Source organism: Parvularcula dongshanensis, from assembly GCF_014199615.1.
Lineage (GTDB): Bacteria > Pseudomonadota > Alphaproteobacteria > Caulobacterales > Parvularculaceae > Parvularcula > Parvularcula dongshanensis.
Genome location: NZ_JACHOB010000002.1, coordinates 338,583 through 352,013, shown reverse-complemented (window position 1 = coordinate 352,013; position 13,431 = coordinate 338,583). Strand labels below are relative to the sequence as shown.

12 protein-coding genes are annotated in these 13,431 nt (G+C 70.8%); 3 read left to right on the top strand and 9 right to left on the bottom strand.

Features of this window, described 5'->3' with window-relative positions; translation table 11 throughout:
- Positions 1-63 precede the first annotated feature (63 nt).
- Together GGQ59_RS07415 and GGQ59_RS07410 are read left to right on the top strand one after the other, a co-directional pair.
- Complete coding sequence (locus GGQ59_RS07415) at positions 64-570, top strand: DUF4167 domain-containing protein (protein WP_246408516.1); 507 nt, start codon at positions 64-66, stop codon at positions 568-570.
- A gap of 53 nt (positions 571-623) precedes the next feature.
- A complete protein-coding gene (locus GGQ59_RS07410) occupies positions 624-1,805 on the top strand; it encodes an AI-2E family transporter (RefSeq protein WP_183817145.1) in 1,182 nt (393 codons plus the stop codon).
- 14 nt (positions 1,806-1,819) lie between these two features.
- Here GGQ59_RS07410 and yaaA read toward each other — a convergent pair whose 3' ends face one another.
- The 7 genes from yaaA to GGQ59_RS07375 form a co-directional block, all read right to left on the bottom strand.
- Positions 1,820-2,584 (bottom strand): peroxide stress protein YaaA, encoded by a 765-nt coding sequence (gene yaaA, locus GGQ59_RS07405; protein ID WP_183817144.1) that lies wholly within the window; start codon positions 2,582-2,584, stop codon positions 1,820-1,822.
- A gap of 43 nt (positions 2,585-2,627) precedes the next feature.
- Positions 2,628-3,479 carry a carboxylating nicotinate-nucleotide diphosphorylase gene (gene nadC, locus GGQ59_RS07400; protein WP_183817143.1) on the bottom strand — a complete coding sequence of 284 codons (852 nt, stop codon included), beginning with the start codon at positions 3,477-3,479 and terminating at the stop codon, positions 2,628-2,630.
- A 91-nt stretch (positions 3,480-3,570) separates the two neighbouring features.
- Positions 3,571-5,667: a PAS domain-containing sensor histidine kinase gene (locus GGQ59_RS07395; RefSeq protein WP_183817142.1), complete on the bottom strand. Its 2,097-nt coding sequence runs from the start codon at positions 5,665-5,667 to the stop codon at positions 3,571-3,573.
- Between the two features lie 111 nt (positions 5,668-5,778).
- Entirely contained in the window at positions 5,779-7,299 is a 1,521-nt protein-coding gene (locus GGQ59_RS07390; protein ID WP_183817141.1) for an L-aspartate oxidase, read from the bottom strand.
- A 1-nt stretch (position 7,300) separates the two neighbouring features.
- On the bottom strand, positions 7,301-8,398 hold the full coding sequence (nadA, locus tag GGQ59_RS07385) for a quinolinate synthase NadA (RefSeq protein ID WP_183817140.1): 1,098 nt from the start codon (positions 8,396-8,398) through the stop codon (positions 7,301-7,303).
- Positions 8,399-8,504: 106 nt separating this feature from the next.
- Complete coding sequence (locus GGQ59_RS07380; protein WP_183817139.1) at positions 8,505-9,437, bottom strand: NUDIX hydrolase; 933 nt, start codon at positions 9,435-9,437, stop codon at positions 8,505-8,507.
- A 66-nt stretch (positions 9,438-9,503) separates the two neighbouring features.
- Positions 9,504-10,730, bottom strand: coding sequence for an acyltransferase family protein (locus tag GGQ59_RS07375; RefSeq protein ID WP_183817138.1), 1,227 nt, complete (start codon positions 10,728-10,730; stop codon positions 9,504-9,506).
- Here GGQ59_RS07375 and GGQ59_RS07370 point away from each other — a divergent pair.
- Positions 10,729-11,673, top strand: a complete 945-nt coding sequence (locus tag GGQ59_RS07370; protein ID WP_183817137.1) for a LytR/AlgR family response regulator transcription factor — start codon at positions 10,729-10,731, stop codon at positions 11,671-11,673. The genes GGQ59_RS07375 and GGQ59_RS07370 overlap by 2 nt on opposite strands.
- A 523-nt stretch (positions 11,674-12,196) precedes the next feature.
- Here GGQ59_RS07370 and GGQ59_RS07365 read toward each other — a convergent pair.
- Together GGQ59_RS07365 and GGQ59_RS07360 are read right to left on the bottom strand one after the other, a co-directional pair.
- A complete protein-coding gene (locus GGQ59_RS07365; RefSeq protein ID WP_183817136.1) occupies positions 12,197-12,781 on the bottom strand; it encodes a YfbR-like 5'-deoxynucleotidase in 585 nt (194 codons plus the stop codon).
- A 10-nt stretch (positions 12,782-12,791) separates the two neighbouring features.
- Entirely contained in the window at positions 12,792-13,430 is a 639-nt protein-coding gene (locus tag GGQ59_RS07360; protein ID WP_183817135.1) for a flavin reductase, read from the bottom strand.
- Position 13,431: the final 1 nt, after the last annotated feature.

Genomic DNA, 13,431 nt, shown 5'->3' with positions numbered 1-13,431 from the left:
TCCAAACGCGGCCGGTCCGGTCGCCGTCGGCAAGGCGGCGGTGGGAACAACCCCAACCGGTCGATGGACAGCCAGGGCCCCGAGGTGAAGATTCGCGGCACGGCCCAGCAGATCTACGACAAGTACACGGCCCTCGCGCGGGACGCCTTCTCCTCCGGAGACCGGGTGCGCGGCGAGAGCCTGCAGCAGCACGCCGAGCACTACTACCGCATGCTCCGCGCCATGCAGCCCGAGAAGTTCGCGACGGACGAGCAGAAGCAGGACGCCGGCGAGGACCAGTCTCAGGACGCCCGCGCCGAGACCCAGCAGAATCAGCCCGAAGTGAAGGAAGAGGCGCCCAAAGCGGCCCAAGCCGATCAGCCCTCCGATCGCGACGCGGTCGAGAAGGATACGGCCGAGACCGCCGCCCGCGCGGAGGCTGCCGACGGCACCGACGAGGAGGGGAGCGCCCGCCCCCGCCGCACGCGCCGGCGCCGTTCCCGCCGGGGCGAGGACGCCGAGGCGTCGTCGGAGGACGCGCCTCAAGAGAAGCAGAAATCGCCCGAGCCCGAAGAGGCGCCCGCCGCCTGATCGTTCGCGTGCAGTGACGCTTCGCTTCTGCGGCTGTTCGCTCGTCGGGAACGATGCGGGAGCACTGCGTGATCGAGGACGAGGCAGGCGGGAGCGCCACGCCCGGAGAGGACGAAGGGCAAGCGCAGGGCGTCGGGCATGAAGGGCCCGTGCGCCGCACCGGGCCCTCGCCGCGCTCCTGGCTGATCGGCGTCATCACGGTCGTGCTCGTCGGCGCGGCGCTTAAGGCGACGGCGACCATCACGCTTCCCCTCGCGCTCGCCTTCTTCGTCGCGCTCGTCGTCTGGCCGATCGACGGCTTCGTCCGGAAGCACGCGCCCAAAGGGTTTCGCTGGCTCGGGCACCTCGCGGCGATGGGGGCCATCCTCGCGGTCATCGTCTTCTTCACGGCGGCGCTCTACTTCGTCGCCGCTTCGCTTGCCGACGCGATCCCCGACCAGGCGAGGGCGATCCAGGCGCGTTTCCACGAGATGACGCAGGACGGCGACGGCATGGCCGGCCGCGCGGCGGAGCTCTTCTCCTCGGCGACGGGCGAGAGCGCCTCGACCCTCGTCAACCTGTTGCGGTCCTTCGCCGAGCGGGTTCTCCAGTCGCTCGGCATGACGCTGTCCCTGACGACGCTCGTCTTCTTCTTCGCCCTCATCATGCTGACCGAGGCACAGGACTGGCGCGCGAAGATCGACGCCGTCTCGGGCGACCCGCTCGAGCACGACTGGTTCGAAGTCGCCGAGGCGGCGGGGCAGCGGTTCCGGTGGTACCTCTTCGTCCGCACCGTCCTCGGCCTCGCCACGGCGCTTCTCTACGCAGGCTGGCTATGGGCGTTCGGGCTCGACTTCGTCCTCGTCTTCGGGATCTTGACCTTCCTCTTGGGCTTCGTGCCCACCCTCGGCTCCCTGATATCGGGCCTTCTGCCCTTCCTCTTCGCCCTTGCGACGAGGGACACCGGCACGGCGCTGATCATCGGCGCGGGCCTGTTCGTCATCGAGCAGGTGATGGGCAGCTACGTGGATCCCAAGATGCAAGGCCGCGAGCTCTCCCTCTCGCCCCTGGTCATCCTCTTCTCGCTCCTCCTGTGGAGCTTCATCTGGGGCATACCGGGCGCGCTGATCGCGGTGCCGATGACGGTGCTCATCGTCATCGTCCTCGCGCATATCGACCCGCTCCGCCCCGTCGCCCTGCTGCTCAGCGGCAACACGACCTATGACGGCCTCGACGAGAGCGTCGCGCCGGACTGAGCCTGCGAAGGCTTCTAGCTCTTCTTCGGCGGCTGCGGCCGGGTAAAGACGAAGGTCCGGTCGTCCGACAACGCCTTCTGGAACTTGTATCCCCCACCGCGGAAGTCCTTGAGGCCGTCCGCCCGGTCGAGCCGCTCGTCCACCGCGAAGCGCGCCATCATCCCCCGCGCGAGTTTGGCGAAGAGGGCGAGCGTGCGGGCCTGCCCGTCCTTCTCCTCCTTGAAGACCGGCGTGATCACCGGCGCGTCGAGGTCCTTGGCCGCTTTGAAGTACTCGTTCGAGGCGAGGTTCACGACCGTCTGGTCCTCATGGCCCGCAAGATCGTCCTCGATCGCCTGCGCGATCTTCCCGCCCCAGAAGCCGTAGAGGTCCGCCGCCTTCTTGGTGCGCAGCTTCGTGCCCATCTCCAGGCGGTAGGGTTCGATCGCGTCGAGGGGCCGCAGGAGGCCGTAGAGGCCCGAGAGGATGCGCACCCGGTCCTGCGCGGCGGAGAGGTCTTCGTGCGACATCGTCCCGGCATCGAGGCCGCGGTAGACGTCGCCCGCGAAGGCGAGGATCGCCGCCTTCTTCGACTGCTCGCCGAAGGCGCGGTAGCGGGCGCGGTTGAGCGCCGCGAGCTTGTCCGAGAGCGACATGAGGCCGGCGATGTCGGCGGCCGACTTCGCCTTCAGGCTCTTCGCGAGCGCGGCGGTCTCCTCGGGAAAGCGCGGGGTCGTCGCAGGCGGGGCGGGCGCCTCGGCGAAGTCGAGGTTCTTGGCGGGCGAAATCAGGATCAGCATGGCGGGCTTCTAACCTGCGCGCGGCCCTCAGGGCGAGTCCGTCTCAGAGCGTCAGGTCGAGCCCGATGTCGAGGTTCGGCGCCGAGTGCGTGATCCACCCCGAGGAGATCACGTCCACCCCCGTCTCCGCGACCCCGCGCACGGTGTCGATCGTCACGTTGCCCGAAGCCTCCAGCACCGCCCGCCCGGCCGTCAACCGCACGGCCTCGCGCAGCGCCTCGGGCGTCATGTTGTCGAGGAGGACGACGTCCGCCCCGCCCATGAGCGCCTCTTCGAGCTGATCGAGCCTGTCCACCTCGACCTCGATCTTGACCATGTGGCCCAGCGCGGCGCGGGCGGCCCGGAGCGCGGGCGTCAGCCCGCCCGCCGCGACGATGTGGTTGTCCTTGATCATCGCCGCGTCGTGCAGGCCGAAACGGTGGTTGTGGCCCCCGCCGCAGAGCACGGCGTGCTTCTGCGCGGCTCTGAGGCCCGGCAGCGTCTTGCGCGTGCAGACGATCCGCGCCCCCGTGCCCTCGACCGCACGCACCAACGCTGCCGTGGCCGTCGCGACGCCCGAGAGGTGGCCGAGCAGGTTCAGCGCGACGCGCTCCGCCGTGAGGAGCGACCGCGCGGCGCCCTTCACGGTCATCACGCGTCCGCCGGCCGCGAGCCGGGCCCCGTCTTCGGCTTCGACCGAGACCTCCAAGGTGGTGTCGACGAGGCGGAAGACGCGCCGCGCGAGCTCCACCCCCGCCACGTGCCCCGCCTTCCGCGCGTTGATCTCGGCCACCGCCTGCCGGTCCGCCGGCACCGTCGCGAGCGTCGTGACGTCACCGGCGTCGCCGAGATCCTCTTCGAGCGCCCTGCGGATCAAGGGCTCGGTCAGGGCGGGGGGCAGGGGAAAGGGGATCATCGTCCGACCTTAAAGGGCCGCGGGCCGCCTGTCCTCTCCGCGGAGGCGAAGTCATGGCGAGCCGGGGTTGAAGGGGCGCTTCGAACGAAGCCTAGCTGTCGAGCATCTGGCCGACCCGCCGGGCCAGGTCCTCGACGTCGAAGGGCTTGCCGATCATCTCCATGCCTTCTTCCAGGAAGTCTCCCCTCACCGCAGCCTTCTCGGCATAGCCCGTGGCGAAGAGGACCTTGAGGTCCGTCTGCACCTTTCGCGCGGCCTCGGCGACCTGCCGTCCGTTGAGGCCTGGCAGGCCGACATCGGTGACGAGGAGGTCGAAGCGCCGGTCCGCTTCTAGGATCTCGACCGCTCTGCGGCCGTCGCCCGCTTCGGTGACCTCCAGGCCGAGGTCCTCGAGCGTATCGACGATGAGCATACGGACGAGCGGCTCGTCCTCGACCACCAGGACGCGGGCCCGCCGCAGCGGGCCGGGGCCCGGGACGGACGGCGCGGGACTGGCGGCGGCCTCGGCCGCCCCCTCGGCTCGCGGCAGGTGCAGCGTGACCGTCGTTCCTTCGCCCTCGATGGAGGCGATGCTGGCGTAGCCATTCGACTGCCGCACGAAGCCGTAGATCATGGAGAGTCCGAGGCCCGTACCCTGGCCGATCGGCTTGGTCGTGAAGAAGGGTTCGAAGGCGCGGCCGCGTACCTCTTCGGACATGCCGCTGCCCGTATCCGACACCGAGATCGCGACGTAGTCGCCGGGCTCGATCTCCTCGTCGTCCTGCGCGCGGCCGCCCTCGAGCCGGACGTTCTTGACCGTGATCGTCAGCTGCCCGCCCTCGGCCATGGCGTCGCGGGCGTTGATCACGAGGTTCAACACCGCGTTCTCGAGCTGGCTGACGTCGGTCGCGACGGGCCAGGCCTGCGCGTCGACGTTCAGAACGAGGGTCGCCTGATCGCCGACCGTGCTTCCGAAGAGGTCGGCGAGCCCCCGCACCAGGGCCGCTGCGTCCAGCCGCTCGATCTCGAGCGACTGGCGGCGGGAGAAGGCGAGAAGACGCTGGGTCAGCGCCGCCGCCCGTTGCGCGGAGCTGTGGGCCGCGTCGAGGTAGCGGTCGACCTTCGGATCGCGCGGGTCGGAGAGGTGCCGCCTGGCCACCTCCAGCCCGCCCAGTATGGTCGTCAGCATGTTGTTGAAGTCGTGCGCGATGCCGCCCGTCAGCTGCCCGACCGCCTCCATCTTCTGCGCCTGGCGGAGCTGGCCTTCGGTCCTGAGCCGCTCCTCGACCTCGCCCTGTACGCGCAACTCCAGCGTCGTGTTGAGTTCCTTGAGTTCGGTGAAGAGCCGTTCGGTCTCTGTCACGTCCCAGGCCTCTACGAAGATGCCCCGGACGTCCGCACCCTCGCGGATCGGCTGATAGATGAAGTCGAGCTTGCGCTCCTCGCGCTGCCCCTCGCGGACAAGGTCGACAGGCACCGCGGTGCCGCGGAACGCCTCGCCCGTCTCGTAGACGCGGTTGAGGAGGGCGATGAAGCCCTGCTCGATGACTTCGGGGAGAGCCTCCGCGACGGGCTGCCCGATGATGTCGTCGTCGCGGCCGATGAGGCGGCGATACGCGTCGTTGGCCAGCTCGAAGACGTGGTTGGGCCCTCGTAGGATCGCCACCGCCCCCGGCGCCTGAGCGAAGAGCTCGCGCAAGCGATCGGTCTCCGCCTCGCGCGAGCGCGCGGCCAGAACGTTGTCGGTGGTCTCGTGCCCCTGATTGAAGACGCCGACGACGCTGCCGTCCGGACCGATGATCGGCGACAGGCTGTAGTTCCAGTAGGTCTCCTCGGCACGCCCGTCGCGCTCGATCTTGAGAAGCTGGTCGTAGCTCGCGACGCTGCCGCCGCGTTCGATGACCTCCTCGAACTGCGGCCCGACGACGTCCCAGATGTCCGTCCACAACTCCGCCGCACGCTGTCCGAGCGCGGCGGGGTGCCGGTCGCGCGGCACGGCGGACCAGGCGTCGTTGTAGAGAAGCCACAGCTCCGGCCCCCAGTAGATCGCCGTGGGCAAGCTCGAGTTCAGGCAGATGCCGAGCGCGGTATGCAGGGTCGGCGGCCAGTGCCGCGGACTGCCAAGCGGATGGTTCTCCCAATCGAACCGGCGGATCCGCTCGCCCATCTCGCCGCCGCTGGCGGGGGTCGGCCCGGCATCGTTCGTCATGATTTGCCCTCTAGAACCGCCGGTTGCCCTTGGCGGCCATCCTGGACGTTTTGGGCGGGCCCGTCACGTAAAGCCTGCCTTCAGGCGCCGGTGAAGGGCAGCCTTGAGGCGTCAAACGGCCCCATCACCCATCGTCCCCCCTCGCCGGGCGAGGCTATGACGAGGCGGAGCCACCTCGGGAAAGTCCGTCCGCTGATGGGCGCCGCGGCTCTCCTCGCGGGAGAGGGCGGCTTCCACGATCAGCTTCGCTGCGCCGCGGGCGAGGCGTCCGCCGACGGTCTGCGCGGCCTCCGGATCGATCCCGGCGAGCAGGGCACCGAGGCTGCCCGCCTCCCGCAGGAGGCCGCAGTCGCGCGACATGGCGCGCCGTAGCTCCGCCATGTCGGTCGCCGGCTTGGAAGGCCGGGTGAAGCCGGGCGGGTCGGCAGGCGCGCCGCACCGGACCGTCTCAGGCATCGCACGCGCCGCGCGGGCGCCGAAGACGAGGGCTTCGAGGAGGCTGTTGGACGCCAGGCGGTTCGCGCCGTGGACGCCCGTCGAGGCGACCTCGCCGACCGCCCAGAGACCCGGCACGTCGGCTCGGCCATCGAGGTCCGTCAGCACGCCGCCCATGTGGTAGTGCGCGGCGGGCGCGACGGGGATCGGCTTGACGCGCGGATCGACGCCGCCCGCCATGCAGGCCTCGAAGACGGTGGGGAAGCGGGCGGGGAAGGCCGCGCCGATCGCCGCCCGGGCGTCTAGGAACGCCGCGCCGGTCTCCTTGATGGCGCCCGCGACGCCGCGCGCGACGACGTCGCGCGGCGCGAGCTCCGCGTCCTCGTGCAAGCCTCGCATGAAGCGCCGTCCGTGCGCGTCGTGCAGCGTCGCGCCGTCTCCGCGCAGGGCTTCGGTCGCCAGCGGCGCCGGGTCGCGTCCGATGTCGATGCCGGTGGGGTGGAACTGGACGAACTCGAGGTCGCGCAAGCTGGCACCCGCCTCGTAGGCGAGGACGAGGCCGTGGCCCTGCGCGTGGAGCGGGTTCGTGGTGACCGCGAAGAGCCCGCCCGCGCCGCCCGTGGCGAGGATCGTCTCGCAAGACGGGACCGAGACGGGTTCGCCCGCCTCGATGTCCCAGCAGACCGCGCCCGCGACGCGCCCGTCCTTGACGATCAGGCGCTCGGCGACGTGGCGCTCGCGGACCTCGATGTGCGAAGCGGCCCGGGCCCGCTCCGTCAGCACCCGCATGATCGTCGCGCCCGCCTCGTCCCCGCCGACATGCACGATCCGGTCGCGCCCATGCGCGGCCTCGCGCCCGACCTTGAGGTTCCCGGCCTCGTCCGTGTCGAAGGGCACGCCGAGCGAGAGGAGGTCATGGATGCGCGCAGGCCCGTCCTCGCAGAGGATGCGCGCCGCCGCCTCGTCGACGAGGCCCGCCCCGGCCGCGATCGTGTCGGCGAGGTGCTGCTCGGGCGTGTCCCCTTCGCCGACGGCAGCGGCGAGCCCGCCCTGCGCCCACTCGGAACTGCCGCCCTCGCCCAAGCGCCCGGCGGTGACGATGGTGACGGGCCGGGGGGCGAGCTTGAGCGCGGTGTAGAGCCCGGCGATCCCCGCGCCGACGATGAGGACGCCCCCTTGGGCGGGAGCGGCCTTCATCCTACCGCGTCTCCACCGAGATCACGTCGCGCCCCGTCCGGCCGTCGAAGCGCGCGGGCACCGCAGGGTCCGGAAGCGCGATCATCCGCTCCACGGCCTCGCGCGCCCGCGCCGCGATCACCGGGTCGACCGTCACTTCGTGCACGCCGTTCTCGAGGCTGTTCAGGATGCCCTCCAGCGTGATCCGCTTCATGTGCGGGCAGAGGTTGCAGGGCCGCACGAAGTCGACGCCCGGGTTCTCGAGCGCGACGTTGTCGGACATCGAGCACTCGGTGATCAGCACCACGTTGCGCGGCTGCTTGTCCCGGACGTAGGCGTTCATCGCGCCCGTGGACCCTGCGAAGTCCGCCTCGGCCAGGACCTCGGGCGGGCATTCGGGGTGGGCGAGGATCTGGACGCCCGGATGGCCTTCCTTGATCTCGCGGATGTCCTCGGCGGTGAAGCGCTCATGCACCTCGCAGGCCCCGGCCCAGGTGACGATCTTGAGGTCCGTCATCGCCGCGACGTTGCGCGCGAGGAACTGGTCGGGGATGCAGATCACCGTGTCCGTGCCCGCCTCGCGCGCGGCGTGCTCGCAGACCTGGACCGCGTTGGAGGAGGTGCAGCAGATGTCGGTCTCCGCCTTCACCTCGGCGGTCGTGTTCACATAGGTGACGACGGGCACGCCCGGATAGCGCTCCTTCAGGAGCCGCACGTCCGCGCCCGTGATCGAGGAGGCGAGCGAGCACCCCGCCTCCATCGAGGGGATCAGCACGGTCTTGCCGGGCGCGAGGATCTTCGACGTCTCCGCCATGAAGTGGACGCCCGCCTGCACGATCAGGTCCGCCTCCGTCCGCGCGGCTTCGCGCGCCAGCGCGAGGCTGTCGCCGCGGAAGTCGCCGACGCAGGCGAAGATCTCCGGCGTCATGTAGTTGTGCGCGAGGATGATCGCGTTCTTCTGCCGCTTGAGGTCGTTGATGCGCGCGATGACGGGCGCGATCGCCTCCCACTCGATGCGCGGGATCTTCGCCTCGACGAGGGCGTAGAGGTGGTCGGTCTTCGCCCGCACCTCGTCCGTGTAGGCGAGCGCAGACGTCTCGTTCAGGGCGTCGAAGGGCATGAACCGCCTCCCGGATATTTGCTCAACTAGAGCATAAGTAGGGGCGGACCCTAGTCGCGGCAAGGCGGGGGCGCAAGCGGCCTGCGCGGTCTCACGGATGTGTGGCTCAGGCGCACTCGGCGCGCAGGCGGGGGAGGGTGAGGCCGAGCCCCGCCGTCACCGGCACCCGCGCCCGGGCGTAGAGCGCGGCGGGCCGTCCGCCGGTCCCTTGCGCCGTCTCGCCCGTCTTGCGCACGAGGCCCGTCGCCTCGACCGCCCGGCGGAAGTTCTGCTTGTGCACGCAGAAGCCGAGCACGCCTTCGACGGCTTCTTGCAGGTCCGAGAGGGTGAAGGGGTCCGGCACCAGCTCGAAGATCACCGGACGGTAGCGCAGCTTGCCGCGCAGGCGGCCGATCGCGGTCGCGAGGATGCGGCGGTGGTCCGAGGTCATCGCGCCGTCATCCGCCATCCTGCGCCCGCCGGCGTGGCCGTCCCGCTCGGCCTCGGGCACGAGGCCCGCCTCGTACATCAGTTCGTAGCGGTCGAGCGCCCGCTCTTCCTGCCAACCTTCCTCGGCCTGGCCGAAGGCGAGGGCGATTCGGGCCTGGCGGCTCGCCTCGCCTGCGGCCCAGGCCATGAGCGCGTCCAAGATCGGCCCCAGCGCCTCGTCGCCGCGCCGCCGGTCCTCCCAGGGGAAGTGGTCGTACCAGCTGCGCCAGGCGACCTCCCGGCGGCCCGTGGACCCGGCCTCGGGCGACAGCGCGAGGTAGCCGACCGAGACGATCCGGTCCGACGCCTCGCCGCCCGAAAGGCTCGCCAGCGGCGCCTCCCGCCCCTCGTCCCCGAAGGTGTAGAGCTGCTCGGCGTAGCCCAGCGTCAGCGCGGTCTGACGGCTGACGAAGTCCCGCATGCCGATCTCGAAGGTGCGGTGCCGCACGGGATCGAAGGCGCCGTAGGGCAGGCCCCAGCCGTCCTCGCGCCGGACGCAGAGGACGTGGGGCTCCCCGCCCATCAGGGCGGTGACGACGGCGTTGAGGCCGATGACGACGCGGTGCTGCATGGAGGCGCAATGTCGGCGTTGGGACGCCCCGCATCAACCGGCCGGCCTGTCCTAAGCCTCGACGCGTCAACGCGGCGTCGGCGCGGTGCGTCCCGAGCCCTGCGGGGCGGCCTGCGAGGAGGATCGTCGGCGCCCCTCTTTGATTCCGAAGGCGATCCGCACGCCGGGGACGCGCCGCAGCAGCTCGTAGCCTGCAAGGCATCCGATCACGGTGGCAAGGATCACGAGGATCGCCTCGGGCCAGGCCCCCAGGCGCATCGGCGCGAGCGCGTAGCCGACGGCGACGATGATCGTCTGGTGCAGGACGTACCAGCAGAAGACCGCGCCGTTCGCGTAGGCGAGGGCGGCGGACGGTCCGCGCACCGCCCGGCGTGCAAAGCCCAGAAGCGCGACGATGACCGACCAGGCGTAGAGGACGTAGCCGACCGTCCACGCGCCGTCGCCGAGGTCATGGCTCGTCAGCGCGTCGTAGAGCGGCTGCGCGAAGAGCCGGGCCGGCACGAGGAGAATCGCGATCGCGGCCGCGGCGGGCAGGGCGCGGTCGACGCTTCCCCAGAACCGCTCGTCCTTCGCGGCGAGGACGCCGAGGAGGAAGATCGTCAGCCGGTGCGCGTGGTTCCCCCAGTCGTCGACGAGCGCATGCGTCGTCGGGAAGCGTTCCGAGAGCGTCAGCTCGAAGAGGATGAAGGGCAGCGGCACGAGGAGGAGAAGGCGCCAGGGGCCGCCGAGCAGACGGCCGAGCGCCTCGCGCGCCGCGAGCCGCCGAAGGAGGGGCAGGACCGGCAGCAGGAGGAGGACGTAGACCAAGAGGTAGACAAGGTACCAAAGGTGGTTCCAGGTCGGCGTCAGAAGCGGCAGGTCGCCCGACAGGTAGCGCGCGTAGAACGCGCCGAAGTCCGGCGGGATCGCCCCGTCCTGGCGCAGCTCGAAGTAGGTCTGCGGCGCCACCGTCACCAGCATGCCGACCAGGATCGGCAGGCCGAGGCGCAAGAGGCGGCTGGCGGCGAACCGTCCCCGCGAGGACGCCTTGTCGGTCGCGAAGCGGACCGCCACACCCGAGACGAAGAACAGGATCGCCAGGCGCCACGGGTTGACGAGCCGCATGAGGGGCTCGGCCGCGGCCGAGGCGTAAGGGCTCTTCACGTGCCAGTCCCAGGTCACGTAGAACATGCCGACGTGGTAGAGGATGAGGAGGCCGAACGCGCCGACCCGCACCGCGTCGAGGTCGTATCGGCGGCCCGGAGGCGCCGCAGCGGCGCGCGAAGGACGGGCGGAGGGGACGGTCAGGGACATGGTGCTCTCCAGATCACGTCGCCGGCCTGCGCCGGACCGCCTCGCGCCAGAAGCGCGAAGTGACGGGACGCGGGCCGAAGGGACGGCGGCGGGACGAAACGCGGCGCCCGGGGACGGACGCCCGCGCCTCTCCGCCGAGGCCAGCGCGTTCCTCGTCTGCAGCCTGATCGCCTGCGTCGCGGGCGTCGTGAACGCCCTCAGCGTCCAGACCGAGGCGATGCGGCGCGGCGAGGTCGCGGGGCTTGCTCCCTGGCTTTGGGAAGGGACGAGCGCGGTCGTGGTGATCGCGCTCCTGCCCGTCCTCTTCGCGCTCATCAGGCGGTGGCCGCTCTTAGGCCCCGGCTGGCGACGCAGCCTCGCCGTCCACGCGCTCGCGACGGTTCCCTACTCGCTCGCGCACGTCGCGGGCATGGTCCTCTTGCGGACGCTGCTCGCCCCGAGCCTCCTCGGCCATCGCTACCGCTTCTTCGGCGATCCGGTCACCGAGCTTCTCTACGAGTACAGGAAGGACGCCGTCGGCTACCTGATCCTGGCCTACGTCATGACGGCGGTGCTCAGAGGCAGCGAGGCGCGGCGCGATCCCGAAGCGCCGCCGCCTCGCCCCGCCACGAAGGTCGCCCTGCGCTGCGGCGCGACGACGGTGCTGGTCGAGCCGCTCGACGTCGCCTGGGCGCGCGCCGCGGGCAACTACGTCGAGGTCAGCACGGGCGGCCCACCGATCCTCGTGCGCTCCACGCTCGCCGCGCTCGCGAAGACCCTCGAAGGCGCAGGCCAGCCCATGCTGCGCGTCCACCGTTCCTGGCTCGTGCCGAGCTATGCCGTCACCGCCCTGCATCCTGACGGGAACGGCGGCCTCCGCGCCGTGCTGACGGACGGCCAGGACGTCCCCGTCGGACGCGGCTACCGCGAAGCCATCGAGAAGCAGCTAGGCGTCTCGGCGTAGGGCGGCTCGCGGAAGCGTGCCGCCACCTCTCCCTCTGGGAGAGGTCCAAATCTTTGATTTGGGGTGAGGGGAAGCGAGGGTCGTGCCAGGCGTCACCGCCGCTGGCCCTCACCCGAAGCCCGCTGACGCGGCCTTCGACCTCTCCCGCAAGCGGGAGAGGTGATCCCAGCGGCGAACTTGTCCCCGTGTTCTTAGCCTATGGCACTCTTGTCTCGTCGCGGCAGGGCCGGGGCGGGGCGGACAGCTGACGCCTGCTCTGCCTGCCGCTGCGGGACCACGTGCCGGTCGGCCTGGGTGATGGAATGCATCCCGCCGTATCGGGCCAGACACGCGCCGGGCGAGCTGAAGAACGGCCCCGGCGGATCGCGCCGAGGGGCGTGGAGGGTCCCGTGCCGCGCGTCAGGCTACGGTGTGGGACCCTTCACGCCGCAGCAAACCTTACTCAACCCTTCGCTGCGGCGGGCCGCGCGCGGGACACCCCGGACCATCGTATCGCCGCTTAGCGGACGACGGCGCTTGCGCGTCACCCAGCCAAGCTCTCGAACCGCTCGAGGTACAGCGCCTGGCTCGCCTCCGCGTCCAAAGCCTCGATCGTCAGCGCGTGGGGCCGCGGATCGCCGAAGAGCTTGCGGCTCTCCGAGACGCCGAAGCCTGCGATCTGGACCGCCTCGAAGTAGGCGCAGATGCGGTCGGCGCGCTTGATCTGCTTGCCGACCTTCTCGGGCAGCTCGGGCGGCAGGCCGAAGCGCAGGTGCACCGCTCGCTGAAGGCCGTGCTCGACCTCGCGGTACCTCGCCCCGAGCGCTGCTTTGAACGGGCTGATCATGTCGCCGATGACGTATTCGGGCGCGTCGTGGAGGAGGGCGGCGAGGAGGTGCTCCTTCGGCCAATTCGGGTTTCGCGCCGCGCAGAGGTCGGTGACGATGACCGAGTGATGAGCGACGTTGAAGGGCAGGGGGCCCGTCGTCTGCCCGTTCCAGCGGGCGACGCGGGCGAGGCCGTGGGCGATGTCCTCGATCTCGACGTCGAGCGGCGAGGGGTCGAGGATGTCGAGCCTTCTTCCTGAGAGCATGCGCTGCCAGGCGCGCGGCGGCGGTGTCTGGGACATGGGCGAAGCTCTAGCGGCGGAGGCCGTCAGGCGTTTCGGGCCGAGCCATGTCGATCCGGTCGCCGAGCGCGAAGTAGGCCGTCGGCCCGCCGCCGCGCATGATGGGGTCCGCCTTCTCGGTCTCGAAGACGCCTGTCGCAACGAGTGCCGGGTCGATATGGACCATGACGACCTCGCCGATGACGAACCAGTTGGGCATGTCTTCGCCCTCCTTGGTCCGAAGCCGGACGATGTCCGTGACGACGCACTCGAAGTTGACGGGGCTTTCGAGGACGCGCGGCGCCGCGACGAGGCGGCTCTTCGCGGGCGTCAGCCCTGCGAGCTCGAACTCGCTGGCGCCTTGGGCGACGGCGGCAGCGGTCGCGTTCATCGCCGCACCGAGAGCGCGCGTCGCGAGGTTCCAAACGAACTGCCCCGTCGCCTCGGCGTTCTCCAGGCTGTCCTTCCGGCCAGAGCTCGAAAAGCCGATCGTCGGCGGCGTGTAGGCGAGGGCATTGAAGAAGCTGTAGGGCGCGAGGTTCGCCCGGCCCTCGCCGTCGCAGGTCGAGACCCAGCCGATGGGGCGCGGCGCGACGATCGAGTTGAAGGGATCGTGCCGAAGCCCATGCCCGTTCTTCGGCTCGTAGGTATGCGCGTCCGGTCCGGCCACG